General features: G+C 62.8%; 16 protein-coding genes. 3 read left to right on the forward strand and 13 right to left on the reverse strand.

Going from position 1 to position 20927, the window contains the following annotated elements:
- Position 1: 1 nt before the first annotated feature.
- The 3 genes from IVB28_RS15715 to IVB28_RS15725 are packed head-to-tail and all read right to left on the reverse strand — an operon-like array spanning position 2 to position 4612.
- Positions 2-1651 carry an acyl-CoA synthetase gene (locus IVB28_RS15715; protein ID WP_247527362.1) on the reverse strand — a complete coding sequence of 550 codons (1650 nt, stop codon included), beginning with the start codon at positions 1649-1651 and terminating at the stop codon, positions 2-4.
- Positions 1652-1672: 21 nt separating this feature from the next.
- A complete protein-coding gene (locus tag IVB28_RS15720; RefSeq protein WP_247527363.1) occupies positions 1673-3562 on the reverse strand; it encodes a TRAP transporter large permease subunit in 1890 nt (629 codons plus the stop codon).
- Between the two features lie 30 nt (positions 3563-3592).
- Entirely contained in the window at positions 3593-4612 is a 1020-nt protein-coding gene (locus IVB28_RS15725) for a TRAP transporter substrate-binding protein (RefSeq protein WP_247527364.1), read from the reverse strand.
- A 443-nt stretch (positions 4613-5055) separates the two neighbouring features.
- On the opposite strand from IVB28_RS15725, the gene IVB28_RS15730 reads away from it, so the two are divergent.
- Positions 5056-6252, forward strand: a complete 1197-nt coding sequence (locus tag IVB28_RS15730; protein WP_247527365.1) for a Xaa-Pro peptidase family protein — start codon at positions 5056-5058, stop codon at positions 6250-6252.
- A gap of 191 nt (positions 6253-6443) precedes the next feature.
- Here IVB28_RS15730 and mdoH read toward each other — a convergent pair whose 3' ends face one another.
- From mdoH to IVB28_RS15770, 8 genes are all read right to left on the reverse strand, one after another.
- Complete coding sequence (mdoH, locus tag IVB28_RS15735; protein WP_247527366.1) at positions 6444-8588, reverse strand: glucans biosynthesis glucosyltransferase MdoH; 2145 nt, start codon at positions 8586-8588, stop codon at positions 6444-6446.
- Positions 8576-10084, reverse strand: coding sequence for a glucan biosynthesis protein G (locus IVB28_RS15740; protein WP_247527367.1), 1509 nt, complete (start codon positions 10082-10084; stop codon positions 8576-8578). The genes mdoH and IVB28_RS15740 overlap by 13 nt, the downstream gene beginning before the upstream one ends.
- Before the next feature lie 230 nt (positions 10085-10314).
- A complete protein-coding gene (locus tag IVB28_RS15745; RefSeq protein ID WP_247527368.1) occupies positions 10315-11130 on the reverse strand; it encodes a hypothetical protein in 816 nt (271 codons plus the stop codon).
- A 127-nt stretch (positions 11131-11257) separates the two neighbouring features.
- Positions 11258-11914, reverse strand: coding sequence for a hypothetical protein (locus IVB28_RS15750; protein ID WP_247527369.1), 657 nt, complete (start codon positions 11912-11914; stop codon positions 11258-11260).
- Positions 11915-11929: 15 nt separating this feature from the next.
- Positions 11930-12424: a type II 3-dehydroquinate dehydratase gene (gene aroQ, locus IVB28_RS15755; protein WP_247527370.1), complete on the reverse strand. Its 495-nt coding sequence runs from the start codon at positions 12422-12424 to the stop codon at positions 11930-11932.
- Between the two features lie 121 nt (positions 12425-12545).
- Complete coding sequence (locus IVB28_RS15760) at positions 12546-13826, reverse strand: TRAP transporter large permease subunit (RefSeq protein WP_247527371.1); 1281 nt, start codon at positions 13824-13826, stop codon at positions 12546-12548.
- 61 nt (positions 13827-13887) lie between these two features.
- Positions 13888-14397, reverse strand: a complete 510-nt coding sequence (locus tag IVB28_RS15765; RefSeq protein ID WP_247527372.1) for a TRAP transporter small permease — start codon at positions 14395-14397, stop codon at positions 13888-13890.
- A 76-nt stretch (positions 14398-14473) separates the two neighbouring features.
- Positions 14474-15493, reverse strand: coding sequence for a TRAP transporter substrate-binding protein (locus tag IVB28_RS15770; protein ID WP_247527374.1), 1020 nt, complete (start codon positions 15491-15493; stop codon positions 14474-14476).
- A 222-nt stretch (positions 15494-15715) separates the two neighbouring features.
- Here IVB28_RS15770 and IVB28_RS15775 point away from each other — a divergent pair, with 222 nt between their 5' ends.
- Complete coding sequence (locus IVB28_RS15775) at positions 15716-16372, forward strand: FCD domain-containing protein (protein WP_247527375.1); 657 nt, start codon at positions 15716-15718, stop codon at positions 16370-16372.
- 56 nt (positions 16373-16428) lie between these two features.
- Entirely contained in the window at positions 16429-17319 is an 891-nt protein-coding gene (locus IVB28_RS15780; protein WP_247527376.1) for an SMP-30/gluconolactonase/LRE family protein, read from the forward strand.
- A gap of 2 nt (positions 17320-17321) precedes the next feature.
- Here IVB28_RS15780 and fsrB read toward each other — a convergent pair whose 3' ends face one another.
- Both fsrB and IVB28_RS15790 read right to left on the reverse strand, forming a co-directional pair.
- Positions 17322-18614 carry a siderophore utilization protein FsrB gene (gene fsrB / locus IVB28_RS15785; RefSeq protein ID WP_247527377.1) on the reverse strand — a complete coding sequence of 431 codons (1293 nt, stop codon included), beginning with the start codon at positions 18612-18614 and terminating at the stop codon, positions 17322-17324.
- Between the two features lie 62 nt (positions 18615-18676).
- Positions 18677-20665 (reverse strand): TonB-dependent siderophore receptor, encoded by a 1989-nt coding sequence (locus IVB28_RS15790; protein WP_247528559.1) that lies wholly within the window; start codon positions 20663-20665, stop codon positions 18677-18679.
- Positions 20666-20927: the final 262 nt, after the last annotated feature.

Consider the following 20927-nt stretch of genomic DNA (forward strand, 5'->3'; position numbering starts at 1 on the left):
TCTAGGCTGTAATCGCCTTCGCAGAATCCACTTTGTTGCGCAGCAGGAATTTTTGAATCTTGCCCGTGGACGTCTTCGGGATAGGCCCGAACACGACGGCCTTCGGCGTCTTGAAGCCCGACATGTGGCTGCGGCAGAACGCGATGATGTCGGCTTCGCTCGCGCTTGCGCCGTCCTTCAGTTCGACGAAGGCGCAGGGCACTTCGCCCCACTTCGGATCGGGCTTTGCGACCACGGCGGCGAACAGCACGGCCGGGTGCTTGTAGAGGATGTCCTCGACCTCGACGGAGGAGATGTTCTCGCCGCCGGAAATGATGATGTCCTTGGAGCGGTCCTTGATGATGACGTAGCCGTGCTCGTCGAGCACGCCGAGGTCGCCGGTGTGAAACCAACCACCCTCGAAAGCTTCCTTCGTCGCTTTCTCGTTCTTGAGGTAGCCCTTCATCACGATGTTGCCGCGGAACATGACCTCGCCGATGGTCTCGCCGTCGCGCGGCACCGCTTGCATCGTCTGCGGATCGATGACGGTGACGCTTTCCTCGAGCGGGTAGGGCACGCCCTGCCGGCGCTTCATCCGCGCGCGTTCGGGAGCGGGGAGTTCGTCCCAGCCGGGCTGCTCGGCACAGACGGAAGCGGGGCCGTAGACCTCGGTCAGGCCGTAGACATGCGTCAGCTTGATACCGATGCTTTCGGCCCCTTCGAGCACCGCGACCGGCGGTGCAGCCCCTGCGATCAAGCCGACGACGCCGCGCGCGGCGGTGCCCTTGGGCGCATCGGGCGCGTTGATCAGCGTGTTGTAGACAATCGGCGCGCCGCACATGTGGGTGACGCCGTGCTGCTTGATCAGCTCGAAGATTTTGGTCGGCTCGACCTTGCGCAGGCAGACATTAATGCCGGCTGACGCCGCAATGGTCCAGGGAAAGCACCAGCCGTTGCAGTGGAACATCGGCAGCGTCCAGAGATAGACCGGATGCTGGCCGAGATTGCCGGCAAGGATGTTGCTGACGGCGTTGAGATAGGCGCCGCGATGATGGGTCACGACCCCCTTGGGATTGCCTGTCGTGCCCGAGGTGTAGCTCAGTGCGATGGCGTCCCACTCGTCATTCGGCGTGATCGCCGCGAAGCCTGGATCGCCTTGCGCAACAGCTTCCTCATACGCGATCTCGCCGATGCGTTCGCCGCCCTTGAACGAGGCGTCGTCGACGTCGACCACCAGCGGCTTGGGGCCCGTCATCTGCGCCAGCGCGTCGGTGATCACGCCGGAGAACTCGGGATCGACCAGGATGATCCTGGCACCGCCATGGTCGAGCTGGAACGCGATGGAGGGCGCATCGAGACGGATGTTCAGCGCATTGAGCACGGCGCGGGTCATGGGCACGGCGAAGTGTGCCTCGTTCATGGCCGGAATGTTCGGCAGCATCGCCGCTACGGTGTCGCCGGAGCCGATGCCCTTGCTCGCGAGCCAGGACGCAAAACGCCTGCAGCGCTCATAGGTCTGCGCCCAGGTGAAGCTGCGTCCCTCGTAGACGGTGCTGAGGTGGTCGGGATAAACGGCGGCACTGCGCGCGAGGAAGCTCAGCGGGCTCAACGGCACGTAGTTGGCGGGCGTCCTGTCGAGGCCGATATTGTACTGGTTCAGCCGCTCACTCATCGACACCTCCTTAACCGCGCCTCAAAGGAATCCGATCGAGATCCAGGGGAAGATCGCGACGATGATCAATCCCGCGAGCAGCGCCAGCAGATAGCCCCAGATCGGCCTGATGCCTTCAGCCGGGTCGACGCGTCCGATGGCGCAGGCTGCATAATAGCCGACGCCGAAGGGCGGGGCGAATAATCCGATACCCATGGCGAGAATGATCACCATGGCGTAGTGCACCTCGTGCACGCCGACAGCCCGTGCGATCGGAAACAGCAGCGGCCCGAACAGCACGATCGCGGGGATGCCCTCCAGCACGCTGCCGAGGATGGTGAAAGCCAGGATCGAGACGGCGATAAAGGTCGCAGCTCCCCCGGGTAATCCGGTCATGGCTGCAGCCAGCGAGCGCGAGAAGCCTGATTGCGTCAGGCCCCAGGCCATGCCGGTCGCCGTGCCGATGATCAGGAGGATCGCGCCCGACAGCGCCGCAGTCTCGACCAGCATCGGAAACAGCCGCTGCCAGTCGAACCGGCGGTAGACGAGGAGGCCGACCAGCGCGCCATAGACGATGCCGATGGTGGAGACCTCGGTTGCGGTCGCGACACCCTCGACCACGGCGTAACGGATCACGAAGGGCAGTGCGAGCGCGGGCAGGGCGACGATGAAGGTCTTGCCGATCTCACCACCCGTCGCGCGGCGGACGTGGCTCATGTCCTCATGGCGGTAGCGCCACCACACGAGCATGCAGAGCGTGATCGCGAGCACGACGCCGGGCAGGAGGCCGCCAGTGAACAGCGCCGCAATCGAAACGCCCGTCACCGAGCCGATCGTGATCAGCACCAGGCTCGGCGGAATGGTCTCGGTCTGGGCACCCGTGGCGGCCAGAAGCGCGACGAGATCGCCGGGCTTGGCGCCGCGCTGTTTCATCTCCGGAAACAGCACGGGCGCGACCGCCGCCATGTCGGCGGCCTTGGCGCCGGAAATGCCGGAGACCAGGTACATCGCGCCGACCAGCACGTAGTGCAGGCCGCCGCGGACATGGCCGAGCAGGCTGGCCAGGAACGCCACCATGGCCCGCGCCATTCCGGTCATCTCGATCAGCAGCCCCAGGAACACGAACAGCGGCACCGAGAGCAGGATGAGGTGGCTCATGCCCTCGTCCATCCGCCCGACCAGCACCATGACGGGGGTGCGTGTTGTGAGCGCGAGATAGCCGAAGATCGCCAGGCCAAAGCCGAACGCAATGGGAACGCCGGCGAAGACGCAGAAGCCCGCGACGCCGACGAAAAAAATGACGAGGTTGAGATTGCCGAGCGGCCGCAGCAATGGCTCCGCCAGCCAGAACAGGCCGATCAGGACGGCAACAGTGACGACGGCAGCCGCGACCATCCGATGGTCGGCCGCGCGCAGCAGCCGCAGCAAGGCGAACGCCGCCATCAGGCCGATGCCGGCCGGCAGCGCGGCAGCGCGCCACATATTGGAGATCTGTAGCGCCGGCGTGGTGATGTAGCTTTCCTCATAGGCATAATCGCCGGACGGCCAGACGATCAGCATCAGGAACGCCAGGGCCGCAGCAGTCGCGACCAGATCGAGATAGGCGCGCATCGCTGGACCGGCACTCGCGACGACCGCGGTCATGCGCATGTGCTCGGAGCGGCGGAACGCAACCGCCGCGCCCAGCATGGCGAGCCACAGGAACAGGATCGAGGCGAGCTCGTCCGACCAGATCAGCGGACGGTGCAGGCCGTAGCGCGCGACCACGCCTGCAAACAGGATCACGATCTCGGCGACGACCAGGATCGCCGCCGGGATTTCCACGGCAAGACCGAGCGCGCGCTCGATCGAAGTCAGCAACGAAGGTCGGCGAGGGGACTGAATAGCCACCTCGCCCGCCACTTCGATCACCTCGACCTCGACATGAGCCATCCTGATAACGACCTCGGCGGGCCCGACGCGTTACGACAGCTTGCCCACGGCCTTTTCCAGCAGATCCCAGGCCTGGTCGCCATATTTGCCCTTCCACTCGGCATAGAAGCCGGCGGACCGCAGCTTGTCGCGGAACGGGGCCACGGTCGGCTGATTGAAGGTCAGGCCCTTGGTCGCGAGCTCCTGCTGCAGGTTGGCATTGAGCTTGGCGGTATCCTCACGTTCCCTAACGGCAGCGGCGTTGATGTTCTTGGCGACGATGGTGCGCACGTCCTGCGGCAGCTTTTCCCAGGCTCTGCGGTTGGCAAGGAACCAGAAGCCGTCCCACATGTGGTTGGTCAGCGAGCAGTACTTCTGCACCTCGTAGAGCTTGGCGGTCGAGATGATCGCCAGCGGGTTCTCCTGGCCTTCGACGATCTTGGTCTGGAGCGCCGAATAGACCTCGCTGAAATTGATCGACGCGGGCGCCGCATCGAACGCCTTGAACATCGAGGTCCACAGCGGCGACACCGGCACGCGGATCTTGAAGCCCTTGAGGTCGTCGGGACCGGTGATCGGCTTGCTCGACGAGGTGGTCTGGCGGAAGCCGTTGTCCCAGATCTTGTCCATGACCTCGAGGCCGGCCTTCTTGATCTCGCCGCGGACGTGGGCGCCGAGATCGCCGTCCATGGCCTTCCAGACCGTGTCGTAGTCCGGGAATGCGAAGCCGATGCCGTTGATGGACGCTGCCGGCACCAGGGTCGACAGGATCAGGCCGGACAGCGTGAAGAACTCGACCCCGCCGGAGCGGATCTGGCTCAGCATGTCGGTGTCGGACCCGAGCTGGTTGTTCGGGAAGATCTGGAGGTCGAACTTGCCGTTCGTTTCGCTCTTGATCGCCGCCGCCATCTCCTTGGCGCGGACGTTCAGCGGATGGGTGTCGGGCAGGTTGTTGGCGTATTTATAGGTGAACTCGGCGCTCTGGGCGCGGGCCACATGGGGCGCACCGATTCCGCCCAGGACCGCGGTCGCGGCGGAGGCCTTGAGAAGCGTGCGTCGGGAAAAGCTCATGGGTCTGCTTCCTCGGAGGTTTGTTGTTGTTCTGAGACGCAAACCTATACGGACGTCGGGTCAGAAGGTCATCTGCGATCTCGCGAGGCCTCGCTTATTGCAGCCGGACAAGGTCACGGCAATATCGGCTTTCGGAGAGATCGATCCGATTCTAGATCTGAAAAACAGCCCCATCCACAGTAGCCGGCAAGAGCCGAGGTGACGGTCGAGGCGCAGGCCGAAATTGGGCCCGGGCGAAGGTGCGATGACAGACATTCCATCTAAATATCTGATCTGATTGTATATAAATATATTCCATAATATACCTTATGCGAATCACGGATGTGGGCCTGTGCAGATCAGCCCGGCCAAATCCATGGGTACCGAGAACCCCGCTCCCGGCCCAGAATTGTCGTCGGAGAACGAGTGCAGGCATCCAAGCCGCACCACATGGGAGGTTCGTCATGCAAGAGAACGCCGCCCGCGCAGGCCGCTCGCGCGCCATTCCATTCGATGCCGCCAAGCTCGATCGTCTGATGGAAGCGGCCGGCCTCGACGTGCTGGTCGCGACCTCCAAGCACAATGTGCAGTACCTGCTGGGTGCCGACCGCGCGATCTTTTTCGACTACATGGACGCGCTCGGCGTCAGTCGCTATCTGCCGGTCCTGGTCTATCCCAAGGGTGCGCCGGAGCATGCGGTCTATGTCGGGCATCGGCTGGAGACCCATCAGCGCGCCGTTGCGCCGCCATGGGTGGCGCAGGTCCGGACCGAGTCCAACGGCTCGGTCGATGCGATCACGCGGGCCGTAAGCCTGATCCGCGACGCCGGCGTGCCCTTGAAGCGGGTCGGCGTCGAGATGGCGTTCCTGCCGATGGATGCGGGCCGGGCGCTGGCCGACGCCCTGCCCGGCGCCGAGCTCAAGGATGCCCTCCTGATCCTGGAACGGTTGCGGGCGGTGAAGTCCGCGGAGGAGCTTGCGAAACTCAAGACCGCGTCCGAACTGGTCATCGCCTCCATGCTGGAGGTGATCGCCGGACACGGGCCGGGCACGACCAAGCAGCAATTGTCGGACGCCTTGCGCATCGCCGAAGCCAGCCGTGGCCTGACCTTCGAATATTGCCTGCTTGCCTGCGGCAACAGCCACAACCGGGCGCCCTCGGCCCAGCGCTGGGAGCAAGGCGACGTGCTGTCGCTGGATTCAGGCGGCAATTATCACGGCTATATCGGCGACCTCGCGCGCATGGCCGTGCTGGGAGATCCCGATTCCCAGCTGAAGGATTGTTTGGCCGAGATCGAGGCGGTGCAGCGCGCCGCCTTCGCCGCGGTCCGCCCGGGCGCCATGGGGGGCGACATCTACGTCGCGGCCGAGCGGCAGCTCGCCCACATCAGCAACCGCGACTCCACCGATTTCCTCGCCCACGGCATGGGTCTCGTCAGCCACGAGGCCCCTCGCCTGACTGCCAAGGGTCCGGTTCCCTACGACGACGCCGACGCCCGCCTCCCGCTCGAAGCCGGCATGGTGGTGTCGATCGAGACCACGATGAAGCATCCGAAGCGCGGCTTCATCAAGCTTGAGGACACGGTGGCGGTGACGCCGACGGGCTATGAGATTTTTGGTGAGGGCGGCCGCGGCTGGAATGTTGGTGGCAGTGCGCTGTAGGCTGGCACCACTCGCCGCGCTTACAGGAGACATTTCATCCTGGGCCCAAGCCCGGCTGGGTCGTCAACGCCCTGACCTACAACGCCGTGACTAAAGCGCGATGCGATCAGGATGAATCACGATCTCGCTTTAGGTTATTGTTTAAGCATGATCTCTTCGGAAAACCGCTGCGCACTTTTCCGGATCATGCTTTAGACTTCCGCGGAAGTGGTAGCTCGCGGCATTCGCATGACTTGCTCAAGGGCGTGCCGGTGCTTGAGCACGGCAAGGGTTTCGCGTGCACTGAGGTTGCTGACGACTTCCTCGAAATCGTCGCTCTGCTCAATCTTGGCACGGGCGATCGCGAGGTCCATGTCGATCCGGCTCGATTTGCGAGGCGGCGTTTCGAGGGACTGGATGTGCGGTCCCAGCAACGCGCGGTTCTGCCTAAGTTCGGTCAGAGCCCCGTGTGCCTCGATCCGATCCAGGCTGGCAAGCTCTCTCGCCCTCTCCAGCAGTGCCGGCGCGCGATTGTCCTCCGGAGTCGCAAACAGGTGCGCCATTCGCGGTGCTGTCGATGTGACGATACCGATCGGAATGGCACAAACCAGGCCGATGATCACCGGCGACATCCAGAGCAGCAGCGGAAGCGACACGGCGTAGGCGCTTGCCGCCATTGCCAGACCGCACAGGGTCGGCAGCGTGAATTTGCGATAGACTTCATCGCGCGTGATCTTGCCATCGCTTCTCCGTTGCACTTGCCAGCCCGCGTCACGCCCCAGCAGGATCTCCGCCACGGCGGTGGATTGAAAGATCATCATGGATGGGGCGATCAGGGCGGCAAGCAGGCTCTCGGCGACCACCGCCAGGAGCACGCGAAATCCGCCACCGAAGGCCTGCCGTTCCGTGCGCCTGGTGAGCAGAACGACGTAGGCTAGCAATTTGGGCACGATGAGGAGGCCCATTGTCGCGGCGAAGACCCAGGCGGCAAGCACGGGATCCTGTGCGGGCCAGGTAGGAAACAACGAAAAGCCCTTGGGAAAGTACTCCGGCTTGACGAAATAGGCCTGCAAGGAGATCAGGATTCCGAGCAGTAGAAACAGCAGCCATAGCGGGGCGGTCAGGTAAGAGCCGATCCCGGTCAACAGGTGAAGCCTGGAGACCCAATGCAGGCCCCGGGCCGGCAGAACGGCAAGATGCTGGAGGTTGCCCTGACACCAGCGACGGTCTCGCGCCGCGAAGTCCAGAAGCGACGGTGGCACCTCTTCGAAACTCCCGCCGAGATCCGGGGCCATGAAAATCCCCCACCCCGCCCGTCGCATCAGTGCGGCTTCCACAAAATCGTGGCTGAGGATGTGCCCGCCGAAAGGCTTCCTCCCGCGCAATTCGGGCAAGCCCGCCTCTTGCGCAAAAGCCTGCACCCGGATGATTGCATTATGTCCCCAGTAGTTGCCCTCGGAGGCGTGCCACCAGGCGTTCCCGGCCGCAATCAGAGGACCGTACAGACGACCCGAGAACTGCTGAAGCCGGCTAATCAGGGTCCGCGCATTGACGACGATCGGAAGCGTTTGAATCAGCGCGGCTTGCGGATTTGCTTCCATCGCCCCCGCCAGCCGAACGATGGTCTCCCCGCTCATCAGACTATCCGCGTCAAGGATGATCATGTAGTCGTAGGCGCCCCCGAACCGCCTCACCCATTCGGCGATGTTGCCGGATTTTCGGGCGGTGTTGTCGGATCGGTGACGGTAGTAGAGATGGCCGGGACCGCAGTTGCGCTGCAGTTGCAGAAACGCAAGCTCCTCGGCAATCCAGATGTCCGGGTCTGTCGTGTCGCTGAGCAGAAACCAATCGAACAACGAGGCCTGTCCGGTGTCGCCGACCGACTCGTACATGGCGCGGAGTCGCGCCATGAGATGGTGCTGATCCTCGTTATAGGTCGGCAACAGCATGGCTGTTCGGCCGGAGAGCGCTGGCAGTGGACCGTCGCTGTCAATGGGAAGCACATCCGGTCGGCCCCGTAGGAGCACAAAAAAACCCGCTACTGAAGACACGAACGAAAACGCGATCCAGGCGAGCAGCACGAGAAACAGCCCAAACACCGTGCCTTCGAGGACTGTGACGCCACCAACCTTGAGAACATCGTACATCTCAAAGGCGCCCGCAGCGGTAATCGCGACCGTTCCGCCGAGAATGAACAGGCGCCGCGCCGCAACGGCAGGGGTGGTCCGCAGTCGCGCCGGATCGGCACGATTGGTCCCGTCCAATCGGCAAGGCTGCATCGGGAGAGGCGTTTCATCGGGAAGATAGCGAACGCCAAGGTCAGGCGAGAGCGCAGGCGACGTCGTCAGGGCGCCCATCGGTAAACCCAGACTTCGGATATGGGTTGATCGCCCTGCATCAATACCGCCCTCAACTCGATCGGTGCATCCTTCACGGCGCATTGGAAACTCAGGCGCCAGCCGCCGGTTTCCGGGTTTGGCTGTGTGACGACGTTCTTGATCTCGGATTTGTCAGCCCTGACGGCACCCCTCACCTGGTCAGGATTGACCTGCTTCAGCGTGTCGCCGGCGAGTTCGAGTACGAACAATTTGCTGTCGTCGCCGCGCGCGCCAACGCCTGTGCGGGTGAACCGGGCCAGGGAATTGGGCTTCGGCGCGTCCGGACCCCAGTGCAGACGATAGGTGTAGTTGTTTTCGCTCTTGGCCTGGAGAGCCGTTTTCGGGCGCCAGAACGCCGCGATGTTGTCGTGAACTTCCTCCTTGGTCGGGATTTCAAACAGGACCACACTGCCCTCCCCCCAATCTCCGATCGGTTCGACCCAGAGGCTCGGGCGACGTTCAAAGCGCGATTCGATATCCTCGTAGGCAAAGAAGTTTCTCTCCCGCTGCATCAGGCCGAAGCCGCGAGGATTGAGGTCATTGAATGTGCTGGCCTGCAGATCGCGTGGATTGTTCAGAGGACGCCAGAGTTGCTCGCCCTTTCCGTTGAACACGGCAAGCCCATCGGAGTCGTGCACCGCAGGGCGGAAGTCGTCGACATCCTGTCGGTCGTTCGGACCGAAAAAGAACATGCTCGTCATGGGCGCCAGACCGGCATGCTGCAGGTCGACCCGCGGATAGAGCGACATTTCCACATCGAAGACCGTCGGTGCGCCCGGCCTGATCGTGAAGCGGTAGCTTGCCGCGGCGCTCTTGCTGTCGAGCAGTGCGTGTACCACGACGGATGTGGCACCCGGCGCGGGCTTCTCCAGCCAAAAGGCCTTGAAGACGGGAAATTCCTCTCCCTTGCTCTCGCCGGTATCGATCGACAGGCCGCGCGCGGACAGGCCGTAGCTCTCGCCTTTGGCAACGGCACGGAAGTAGCTGGCACCGAGAAAGGCGCAAACCTCGTCGTAATAATCGGCCCGATTGATCGGGGCGTGAATGCGAAAGCCCGCAAATCCGAGATCGGCGTCCGGTATCTGGCCGATATTGTCGCCGAATGCAAAATCGTCGCGCCGGTACCGGATCGGTACGGCTCGTCCGCCGGAGACCTCGTAGATGTCGACCCTGCTTTTATAGAAAAAGCCGCGGTGGAAAAACTGGACCTCGAAGGGCAGCTTCTCGCTGCGCCAAAGCCCGCGCTCCGGCAGAAAGCGGATTGAGCGGTACTGATCGTATGTGAGATCCTTAAGCGCGTCCGGGACCTTTTCCTCTGGTGGCGCAAAGGGCTTGCTCGCCAAATTGCGGGCAAGCTCGCGGACATAAGAGGGACCAAACGGCACCTCCGCGGCGTGCGCCGCAGAGACTGCGCCAGGTAGGAATGTCGCCAACGGCGCCAATGCCGAGGCTTCCAGGAATTGTCGGCGATTCAAGTGTTCTACCCGTTCGGTTCCAACCGCAATGCAACCCCCTCGTCGCGACCGAGTTCCATGGGCGTTGCCGAATCCGAGCACTGCGCGCCGACGACCTCGTCGATGCGGACTGGGCCATGTCGCGCCGCTCTGGCCTTGGTTGCGTCTGGAGGACAAGCTGCAATTTCCGATTGCGCATTCTGCCATGGCTGCGCAACGCTGTAGGCCTCAAAGGTAGCTGGATGACCGCGTTAGCGCAGCGGTAGCAGCTCCAACTGGCTCTGCGCCTTCTTGACGACCGCGGCGAACCAGCTCTGGCTTGGCGCTTCCTTGGCGAAGCACTTTGTGTAGGCCTCCATCGCCCGGTTTTCGCGGGCCATGGCATCCTGCGGAATCTTCCTGGCCATCATCTGCGTCCAGACTTTTTCGCAGGCCGGGATCTCGGCGGTCTTCACGGCGTCGCTTGCAGCGATGAAGAAGACCTTCTCGCCCCGGGCCGCGACGACGTCGATTTCATGTGGCGGCCCCTTCAGGCCGCCATTGCCGCGCACGCCGAGCACGGCGGCCGCGGCACTCGTGCCCGCTGGCTTGGCGATCGGCAGCTCCGCATAGATGGCAAAGGCGGCGTCTTGAATCGCATTGTAGTAGAAGCGGTCCGACTTGAGCGCCGCGCCGATGTCCCGCGGCATGTGGTCCTCGTGATGCTCGCGCAGCCAGTGCTTGAGCAGCCTCATCGTGGTCACCACGGCTTGGGTCTTGTCGCCTTCCGACGCGAAACTGAGCCCGTCGAGATGGCCGAAGCCGATGTCACTCCGAAAGAGCGTATCGACGTTCGACTTGGCCTCTGCGGGCAGCCCCTTGATCGCAACCGATCCCACCACGCCGCGCAGCACGCCCGCCAGCTCCTTGAGGGCGGCCTCGTGCTGCTTGTAGATCTCCTCGCTCTCCTTGGCTTTGGAGAATCTCTCGATGTACCGATCCCGCAGGTCGAGATAGACCTGCTCGGGTGTCGCCGCATGGACGGGCGCCGCAACGACGAGCAGGCAGAGCAGGACTAGCAATCTCATTCGATGTCCGCGGAGTGGGGAGCGATCTCCAGTTTTGTGCCCTCTCCTTGCGGCAGGTTCATCGGCCCGCATAGGTTTGCGCCGCTTGGCCGGTAAAGCCATGCTCACTTTAGCGCGAATTTGCCCGTCAAACGAAGTCCGCGATGCGGGCGTCGAGCGCGAACATGGTCTGATAAATCTCCGGCTCGCCGGCGTAGTTCATGATGTCGGGTGCAATCTCAGTCGCCTTGTGAAGGGCGGCCTGCAAAGACGTCACGTCCAGCGCTTCGATCAGCAGAAGCCCTACGAAAAAACCTTCGTTCTTGCGGATGCCCTTCTCCGCCGTTGGGACCGAGGTCCGCGCCTGATCGGTCGCGCCGATTTGCACGGCGGCGACCCCGTCGCAAGCGACGAGCGCCCGGGCCATTGCTTGCGGATCTCCAGGCAGCTTCTCGATCCGCAGGGCCATGACCGTTGCCCCCTCGCCCCGCCCCGCACGCGCGACCATGACGCCCCCGCCCCGGATGAAATTGCCGAGCTTTGGCATGGTCCGCCGCGACCACGGCGTTGGCGCGTTGAGGCGCGCCAGATAGGCCTCGCCATCGAGAACCTCGGGCGTTTCCAGCTCGTACAGGATGAAGAAGCGGTTGATGTCGGCCCTTACGGCGCGCAACACACGCGCAGCCAGAAAGCCCCTGGTCGTCACGCGCTCGGTGGTGTGCTCGCGCGTCAGCCAGTGCCGGTAATCAGTTAGATCCTGCGCCTCGACGTCGCTCCAAATGGCGAGAAATCCCGCTCCGCGCATTCCGCTCTCCCCTGCTCAGGTCTTACCGACGGCCGCCAGCCCGTGGAGAGCGGCCGGGATCGTGTCGGGCAACTGTCCGATCCGCTGGACAGCTGCCAGCATCGCGGCGAGATAGCCGTAGGGGCCCAGGCCGCAAATGACCGCCGTGCAAGCGCTCGAGGTAATCGAATGGCGGTGAAGCTCGTCGCGCGTATGGATGTTGGAGATATGCACCTCGATCTTCGGCCCTTCGAAGATCTTCAGCGCATCGATCAGCGCGATCGAGGTGAAGGAATAGGCCGCGGGGTTCATGATGATCGCATCCGCTTTGCCATGAGCGGACTGGACGAGATTGACGAGCTCGCCTTCCATGTTGGACTGGTGGAATGAGATCGAGACACCAAGCTGATCGGCCAAGGCCTGACAGCTGGCTTCGATCTCCTTCAGCGTCGTCGAGCCGTAGATGTGGGGCTCCCGGATGCCGAGAAAGTTGAGATTGGGTCCATTGAGGATCATGATCCGCGCGGTCATTTTTTCTCTCTTTTCCTTGCCAACGCTACGCGACCAAAGCGCGACGAAATCATCGCGCTTCAGGTGATTGTTTGAGCATGATCTTTTCGGAAAACCGCTGCACACTTTTCCGGATCATGCTCTAGCCGCCAAACCACTTGGCCGGGATTGTCACCAGTCCAGGGAACAGCACCATCGCGAACAGCACGACGAGCTGCGCGATCATGAACGGCCATACGCCCTTGACGATCTCCTCCATGCTGATCCTGGAGACACCGCAGACGACATTCAGCACGACGCCGACCGGCGGGGTGATGAGACCAATGGCGTTGTTGATGATGAAGAGGACGCCGAAATAGACCGGGTCGATGCCGGCGGCCTTGACGATAGGCATCAATATCGGCGTGAGGATGAGGATCGTTGGCGTCATGTCGAGGGCCGTTCCCACGATCACCACCACGGCCATGATCGCAAACATCAGAAGCGTGTTGTTGCCCATGAACGGCTTCAGGAGCTGAACGATCTGGGCCGAGATCTCCGACACCGTGATGAGCCAGGACGACACGAGAGCTGCCGCAATCAGAAACATCACGATGCTCGTCGTCACTGCGGAGGAGACGAACACGTCGTAGAGCTGGGACAGCTTCAACTCGCGATAGATGCAGGTTGCGACGAATAGCGAATAGACGGCGACCACCACCGCGGCTTCCGTAGGCGTAAAGATTCCGAAACGCAGGCCGACGACGATGATGACGGGCAGCATCAGCGCCCAGAAGCCATCGAGGACGGCCGTCACGATCTCGGACAACGAGGCCCGTGACGGCGGCGTCAGGTCCTCCCGCCGCACCACCCACGCCCAGGCGATGCACAGCCCGGCCCCGAGCAGTAGCCCGGGCACGATGCCGGCCAGAAACAGCTTGGAAATCGAGACGCCGGCGGCGACGCCGAAGATAACGAAGCCGATACTGGGCGGAATCACGGGGGCGATAATGCCGCCGGCCGCCACCAGGCCCGCTGCATAGGATTTCTTGTGCCCCGCCGCCACCATCATCGGCACCAGCAGTGCCGCCAGCGCCGCGGCGTCGGCCGCGGCCGAGCCCGACAGCGAGGCGAGAATGCACGACGCCAGGATGGTGACGTAGCCGAGGCCACCGCGAAAATGCCCGACGGCGACCAGTGCGACGTTGACGATGCGCTTAGCCAAGCCACCCTTGTTCATGACCTCACCGGCGAGCATGAAGAACGGTATCGCCATCAGAGGAAAACTGTCTGCGCCATTGATGACGTTCTGCGCCACGATCTGGGCGTCGAACATGTCGATCGTGCTCATCAGGGCGACGCCGCAGACGATCAGCGCAAACGCGATCGGCATGCCGAGCGCCATGGCGCCGAGCAGCGAAAAGGTGAAGACGGCGATCGTCATGGCGTGGTCCCGCTGGTCTGCAGGATGTGAGCGCCGGCCGGCAAGGTTCCGTTCGACAACATCAGTGCTCTTCCGATTCCTTGACTGCCACCATGTCGGCTTCGCTGGCCTGTCCGCTGAGCACGCGGAAGAGGTCGTAGAGAAGGATCACGCCGGCGGACACGCCGAAGATCACACCGACGCCATAGAAAATCCCAAGCGACAGGCCGGTGGCCGGCGCCCGGTCGTCGATGTTGATGATGGTCTGGCGCCAGCTACCCGAGAGCAGAAGCCAGTCGGCAAACAGCATCAGGCAATAGTTGATGACGAAGCAGATGCGCTTGCCGTAAGCCGGCAGCACCCGGACCAGACTATCGACGCCGAGATGCGCGTGTTCACGCATCGCGACGATGGCGCCGAGGAAGGTCAACCAGACCAGCAGCCATCGCGATAGTTCCTCGGAGATCGCAATGCCGGAGTTGAAGCCGTAGCGCAGAACGACGTTGCCGAACACCAGCACCACCATGACTGCAAGACACGCGGCAATCACGGCCTTCAGGAACGTGCAATAGAGGTCGATAGCTCGCGCCATGGGTAACGTCCGGGCAAATCAAAGGGGCGGAGCCGCCCAGCCGACGGCTCCACCGCCTGCGTGACGAAGAAGGCCGCTACTTCACGTCCTTGCGGATGCGCTCGACTTCTTCGTTGAAGAGCTTCACCGTCTCGGTACGAAGGTTGGCCGAGATCTTTTCGACCACGGGCTGAACCGCCTTCCGCATACGGTCGGTCTCTTCCGGAGCGATCGCATTGTACTGCATGCCCTTGGCCTGCAGCTCCGCCAAGGCCTTTTCCGTCTGAAGGCGCGTCTGCTCCTTCTGATAACCGCGACTTTCTTCATAAGCCTCGCGCATCAGGCGTTGCTCTGTCGGCGACAGCTTGTCCCAGAATGCCTTGCTCACCAGGATGATGTTCAGGGTGAAGGTGTGATTTGTGGCGGAAACGAATTTCTGCACTTCGTAGAATTTGTTCGAGAGGATGACCGTGTAGGGATTCTCCTGGCCATCGACGGTGCGTGTCTCCAACGCTGAATACAGCTCACCGAAAGCCATCGGGACCGGGTTGGCTTTAAAGGCGCTGAAGCTTTCGAGATAAACCGGATTCGGAATGACGCGAAGCTTGAGCCCGCTGAAGTCCTCGAGCTTGGTGATGGGGCGGGTGCTGTTGGTGACGTTGCGGAAGCCAAGGCCCCAATAACCCAGCCCGGTCAGCCCCTTCGCCGGCAGCGTGTCGAGCATCGCCTTGCCGAATTTGCCGGTGCCGAGAGCATCGGCCTGCTCCGTCGAGTTGAACAGGAACGGAAAATCGATGAGGCCGAACTCTGGAATGACGGTCGCGAGCGAGGTCGTCGAGGCCGACAGCATCTCCTGGGTGCCGCCGCGCAGTGCGGATTGCTGCTGCAATTCGTTGCCGAGCTGCGAGGCCGCGAACTCGCGGACCTTCATCTTGCCTCCGCTCTTGGCGAGCAGGATCTCGGCAAACTTCTGCACGCCCTGGCTCACGGGGTGATCGGTATTGTTCAGGTGGCCCCACCTGATCGTGCGCTCCTGAACATCGTCGGCAGCAGATGCACCGACCGTCAGCGCCACGCAGATCGCCGTCGCAGACAGCGCCCGTACCAACAAGCTCATCGCTTCCTCCCTATGCGAGCGGGCACGAACCGCGGCTTAAGCCATTATCTTTCGTGCCCTCTGTCTATTTAGAGATCATAGATGAATTTACATGTCAAATGATGATCGCCATTTCATATGATATTTCGCTGGACGTCAGGGATCGTCGGTCTGCTATAATGCTGGCAACATTGATGTTCGGCCCTCCGCACGGAGCGGCGGCGATCGGATGGGATCGAAAGCATGACGGCAGTTGATGAACGGCCCCTGTCGGCGGGCGACAGCGGCTATCAGCGCATTCGGTCGGACATCATTTTCGGGGTGCTCACGCCATCCGGGCGGCTCAGGCTCGATGCCATGAAGGAAGATTACGGCGTCAGCATCAGCACACTGCGCGAGATCCTCAATCGTCTGACGTCCGAAGGTTTTGTGGTTGCCGAAGGCCAGCGTGGATTCGAGGTGGCGCCTGTCTCGATCCAGAATCTGCGGGAGCTCGCCGATCTGCGCATCCTGCTGGAGCATCACGCGATGGCTGAGTCGTTCCGCGCCGGCGACGTCGAGTGGGAGGGCCGTGTGGTTTCAGCGCACCACAAGCTGGCGGCCACCGAGCGAACCGTGCTCAAGGAGGGCGACGATCCCGAGCTCCGCAAGCGCTATGATGGCGAATTTCACCAGGCGCTGATCTCTGCTTGCGGCTCGCGTGAGTTGATGCACACCCACTCGGTCGTGTTCGACAAATATTTCCGCTATGCGCTGCGCTATCGCGGCGCCCAGACGATCAACCAGCACAAGGCCCTGCTGGAATGCGCGTTGGAGCGGGACATCAAGACGGCCAGGGCCGTCCTCACCGACCATATCAATGGCTGCGTCGCGCATGCGCTGTCGTCCTGGAGCAGCTGACTGCCCTCTCCCGTCAGAACAATCAATTTTGTCGACGGCCGGAACAGGATACCTGAATGACTCCGGACACGATCCCCGCGCATCGGGTTGAGACCGCGGTCGCCAGCGCGGATATTCTCGGCGAAACGCCATTGTGGTGCGACCGCTCCCGCAAGCTGTGGTGGATCGACATCGACAGCAGGCGTCATCAATCCTTCGATCCGGTGACGGGCACCCATCAGTTCGCCTCCCATGATGGCCAATTCCTCGGCAGCCAGGCCCTGACGATGGACGGCTCGCATCTGCTCGCGCAGGATCTGCGCCTCGCTCGCCGCGTTTCCGACAAAGCTCCTCCCGCCGAATTCTGCAAGGTCGAACGCGGCCTGGACAACCGCCTCAATGACGGCCGCGTCGACGCCCGCGGCCGCCTGTGGATCGGCACCATGGACAATCAGCTGCATCGTCCGAACGGTGCGCTGTATCGTGTGACCGGCGACGGCGAGGTGGCGCGAATCTTCGGCGATGTCATCGTCACGAACGGAATTGCATTCTCGCCGGACAATCGCACGTTCTACTTCACCGACACGCGGCGATACTGCACCTGGATGTTCGACTTTGATGTCGACGAGGGCTTGATCCGAAACAGGCGCTTGTTTGCAGACTATAGCGCTTCTCAGGAAAGACCCGACGGTGCGTGCGTCGATGCTGCCGGCGGGCTATGGACGGCTTTCTTTTCCGGGGGCCGGGTCGTGCGATACCGGCCGGACGGGCGGATCGACACGATTATCGCGATGCCTGTCACCAATCCGACCTGCCTGTGCTTCGGAGGGAGCGATCTCAAGACGCTGTATGTCACGACGGCAAGAAAGTTCCTGGATCAGCGCCAGTCGAGCATCGAGCCTCAGGCCGGTCATGTTCTTGCCATTCACGGTGTCGCGCAGGGCCTTCCAGAACATCGGTTCGGCTAGCCCTACTCCGCCGGCGTGAGTTGGCGCTCATTCAGGCGCACCGCCGCGGTTTCGCGAACGCGGACCCGGGCGCGACGCTTGCGCCACCAGATGACGACGCCAGTGACCGAGAGTGCGGCAACCACGAGGCCCATGATCGAGATCAGGATGCGGCCGAACAGGCCGACGATCCGTCCCGAATGCAGCGGAAACTGCGCCTGGACGAAGATATCGGCGGCGGTCCCGACCCAGGGTAGCCGTTCGCCGATCGGGCGGCCATCCTCGCTGTCGTAATAGAGCTGCGCCGGGCCGACGCCGCCGGCGCCGTGATCGTCGCCGGGGTGGAAGAAAGCGGCGGCGTAGACCCCATGGGCCGGGCCGTAATTGATCGAGCCGACCGGAATGGTCCAGCCTCGCGCCTTGCCGTCGGCCGCCGCGCGGGCGGCGATGTCGGCGAAGGTGACCTTGGGCTCGATGGGGTTGTCGAGATCGCGATAAGGCCGCTGCTCATAAGGCGTCGGCGTATAGTTCGAGACCATCTTCATCAGCGGCGAGAACACCTCGAAATAGAGGTTCAGCGAGAACGCCGTGAAGGCGATGACGAACAACAGGCTCCAGGTCCAAAGGCTGAACGCGCGATGGATGTCGAAGTTGATCCGGTAGGCGCTGCCGGAGGTCTTGACGGTCCAGGCCGGTGCCCAGCGCGCCCAGAATCCGCGCTCGAGCTGGCGCGTGACTTCAGGCGCCCGCGCTGCCCTCGCGCGCCGGCGCGAGGGCAGCGTCAGATAGAAGCCGACGAAGCAATCGATGGTCCAGAAGATGGCGATCACGCCAAGCACGCGCATGCCCCAGCGATCGCTGCCCCAGAACTCCGGGATGTGCATCGTGTAATGCAGCTTGTAGAGAAACGAGACGAAGTTTTCCCGCGTCACAGGCCAGACCGCGCCCCAGTAGCGGCGACCAAGCTCCGCGCCGGTGTTGGGGTCGAGGAAGACCTGATTGTAGTCGAGCGGGTAACGCTTGCCGGTCGTGGGATCGATCCGCGGCATGACGAAGAACCAGAGCGAGTGACCCTCCTCCGGCGTCATGAAGAGGTAGACGACGCGCGCGTGGGGATCGCGTTGTTCGATGATCTTGGCGAGCTCGATCGAGGGGATCGCCGGTCCTTTGCTGGTGACGTCGAACAGATGGCTGTTCAAGACGTCGTCGATCTCGTGATCCCACGAGATGATCGCGCCGGTGATGCCGGAGAAGAACAGGAAGCCGGCCGTGAGCAGTCCAGCCCAGCGATGCAGCTTGCCGAATATCGCTCTCATCGTCGTCTACTCTCATCAAGCGGTCCGGCTCGCATTCGCCCTCGACCGTCCTCAGATTGAACTCACCAGCGGTACGTCAGCTTGCCGATGGCTTTCCGTCCCTCGGCATACATGCAGCCCGACAGGCCGTAGCAGGCCGCGACATAGCGCGTGTCCGCGAGGTTGGTGACGTTCAGCGACAGACGCCAATTGTCCCTGGTGTAGGCAACGAGCGCATCCAGCACGGTTGCCGATCCCACCTTGAACGTGTTGGCATCATCGCCCCAGGTCGCGCCGACATAGCGAATGCCGCCGCCGAATTGAAGGCCGGCGGCCGGCCCGTTCTGGAGCGTGTAGTCGCTCCACAGCGAAGCGCGGTTAAGCGGCACCGTGACCGGCGCCTTGCCGACATTGACCGGGTCCTGCGTGACCACGGCATCGATATAGGCGTAGGCCGCCCGCAGGTTCCAGCCGTCGGCGACTGACATCGTGCCTTCGAGTTCGATGCCGCGCGATTTCACCTGTCCGGTCTGCTCGGCAAAGGTGCTTGCAGGCACGTAGACGACGACGTTGTCTCGCGTAAGGTCGAAGGCCGCGAAGGTAAATAGCGCATTCCATCCGAGCGGCTGGTATTTGACGCCTACTTCGTACTGCACACCGGTCTCGGGATTGAGCATCTGTCCGGACGCGCTGGTTGCGAGCACCGGCAGAAACGATTCCGAATAGCTGAAATACGGAGCGATGCCGTTGTCGAAATTGTACATCACGGCGGCGCGGCCGGTGAAGGCCGATGCATCCTTCGAGGACGAGGTGTTGGTAATACCGCTGTCGAGCTGCGTTGTTACGAAATCCTGGCGACCACCGAGCTGGAATGACAGCCGGCCTAGCTTGATCTGATCCTGCGCGTAGAGGCCGACCTGCGACTGCTTGACGCCAGTGTTGTCGTACATGCCGCCGAGCGTCCAGTCGTAGCTGTAAACCGGGTTGAAGACGTTGATCTCAGGCGCCGACGTCGTGACGGCAAAGGCGGTGTCGCGAAACGTGGTGTTGCGATAGTCGAGCCCGACGAGCGTGGTGTGGCTGAGGATGCCGGTGGTGAATTTGCCCTGCAGCTGGTTGTCCACCGCGAAGGAGTTGATGTACGAGTTGCTGTAGCTGCCGAAACGCCCCAGCTGCCCCGCCGCCTCGTCGGTATATCCCGTGCCCCAGAAGGTCTTCTCCTCGTTGTGCTGATAGGCGTAACGCAGGTTCTGCCGGAACGTGATGTTGTCGGTGAAATTGTGCGAGAGCTGGTAGCCGGCCGTCGCGATCTCGGTGTTGAACGCGTTGAAACCCGGCACGCCCGCGAAGAACGAGACCGGGATGGTGCGGCCGTTGTTCGGCCACACCGTGCCCGAGGCCGGCAGGAACTGCAGGCCCCACCCGGCCCGATCCCGCTGGTAGTTGGCCAGGATCGTGATGGTGGTGTCCTCGTTCGGCTTGAAGGTGACGGCGGGCGCGATGAAAACGCGGTTGTCCTTGGTGAAGTCGACCTGGGTTTCGCCGTCGCGGACAACGCCGGTCAGGCGCCAGAGCACGGTGCCTTCCTTGTTGGCGGCACCGCCCATGTCGAACTGGCCCTGATAGCGGTTGAAGCTGCCGCCGGAGATCGAGACTTCGCCGAACTGCTGCGCCGTCGGCAGCTTGGTCACGTAGTTGAGGATGCCGCCCGTGCCGCTGCCGCCATACATCGCCGAGGACGGCCCCTTGAGAACCTCGATGCGCTCGGCGCCGTAGGGATCGAGGCCGTTGAAATGCACGTAGTTGCTGGACGGAATCCGCAAGCCGTCGACGTAGAGGCCCGACATGGTCGTGTCGAACCCGCGGATCTGGAGCGCGCCGAAGCGGGTATCCGAACCACCATTGACGTCGCCGCTGACACCGGCGGTGTAGCGCAGCGCCTCGCCGATCGAGACCGCGCCCTGGTTTCTGACCTGGTCGGTGGTGACGACGGATACCGACTGCGGAGTTTCGATCAGCGGCGTATCCGTCTTTGTCGCGGTGCCGCTGCGCATCGCAACGAAACCGCGCACCGGACCGTTGGCGCGTTCACCGGTGGCGCCGTTCGATGAGGCCGATTGGGTTGGCGCAGCTTGCTGCGCCGGAGAGCGACGACTGGCGCGCGCGGTGCGTGTCGCCCCTGACTGTCGCGATGAAGCAGCCGCCGCAGGACGGGCGCGCTGAGCCGCGGCTTCGACCGTGACGGCCGGAATCTGCGTCTGCGCCTCCACGGCACCGAGCGGAACGATGAGAGCGAATGTGCTGGCCGCTCCGAGGAAAAGCACCTGTGTTTGT

It is taken from the genome of Bradyrhizobium sp. 199 (assembly GCF_023073355.1).
GTDB lineage: Bacteria > Pseudomonadota > Alphaproteobacteria > Rhizobiales > Xanthobacteraceae > Bradyrhizobium.

Excerpts from the sequence above, each read along its gene's own strand:
- IVB28_RS15765 (WP_247527372.1), bottom strand. The coding sequence starts at position 14,397 with ATGGCGCGAGCTATCGACCTCTATTGCACGTTCCTGAAGGCCGTGATT.
- mdoH (WP_247527366.1), bottom strand. The coding sequence starts at position 8,588 with ATGGGCGCCCTGACGACGTCGCCTGCGCTCTCGCCTGACCTTGGCGTT.
- IVB28_RS15780 (WP_247527376.1), top strand. The coding sequence starts at position 16,429 with ATGACTCCGGACACGATCCCCGCGCATCGGGTTGAGACCGCGGTCGCC.
- IVB28_RS15750 (WP_247527369.1), bottom strand. The coding sequence starts at position 11,914 with ATGCGCGGAGCGGGATTTCTCGCCATTTGGAGCGACGTCGAGGCGCAG.
- IVB28_RS15775 (WP_247527375.1), top strand. The coding sequence starts at position 15,716 with ATGACGGCAGTTGATGAACGGCCCCTGTCGGCGGGCGACAGCGGCTAT.
- IVB28_RS15770 (WP_247527374.1), bottom strand. The coding sequence starts at position 15,493 with ATGAGCTTGTTGGTACGGGCGCTGTCTGCGACGGCGATCTGCGTGGCG.
- IVB28_RS15720 (WP_247527363.1), bottom strand. The coding sequence starts at position 3,562 with ATGGCTCATGTCGAGGTCGAGGTGATCGAAGTGGCGGGCGAGGTGGCT.
- fsrB (WP_247527377.1), bottom strand. The coding sequence starts at position 18,614 with ATGAGAGCGATATTCGGCAAGCTGCATCGCTGGGCTGGACTGCTCACG.
- IVB28_RS15730 (WP_247527365.1), top strand. The coding sequence starts at position 5,056 with ATGCAAGAGAACGCCGCCCGCGCAGGCCGCTCGCGCGCCATTCCATTC.
- IVB28_RS15745 (WP_247527368.1), bottom strand. The coding sequence starts at position 11,130 with ATGAGATTGCTAGTCCTGCTCTGCCTGCTCGTCGTTGCGGCGCCCGTC.
- IVB28_RS15715 (WP_247527362.1), bottom strand. The coding sequence starts at position 1,651 with ATGAGTGAGCGGCTGAACCAGTACAATATCGGCCTCGACAGGACGCCC.
- IVB28_RS15725 (WP_247527364.1), bottom strand. The coding sequence starts at position 4,612 with ATGAGCTTTTCCCGACGCACGCTTCTCAAGGCCTCCGCCGCGACCGCG.
- aroQ (WP_247527370.1), bottom strand. The coding sequence starts at position 12,424 with ATGACCGCGCGGATCATGATCCTCAATGGACCCAATCTCAACTTTCTC.
- IVB28_RS15760 (WP_247527371.1), bottom strand. The coding sequence starts at position 13,826 with ATGACGATCGCCGTCTTCACCTTTTCGCTGCTCGGCGCCATGGCGCTC.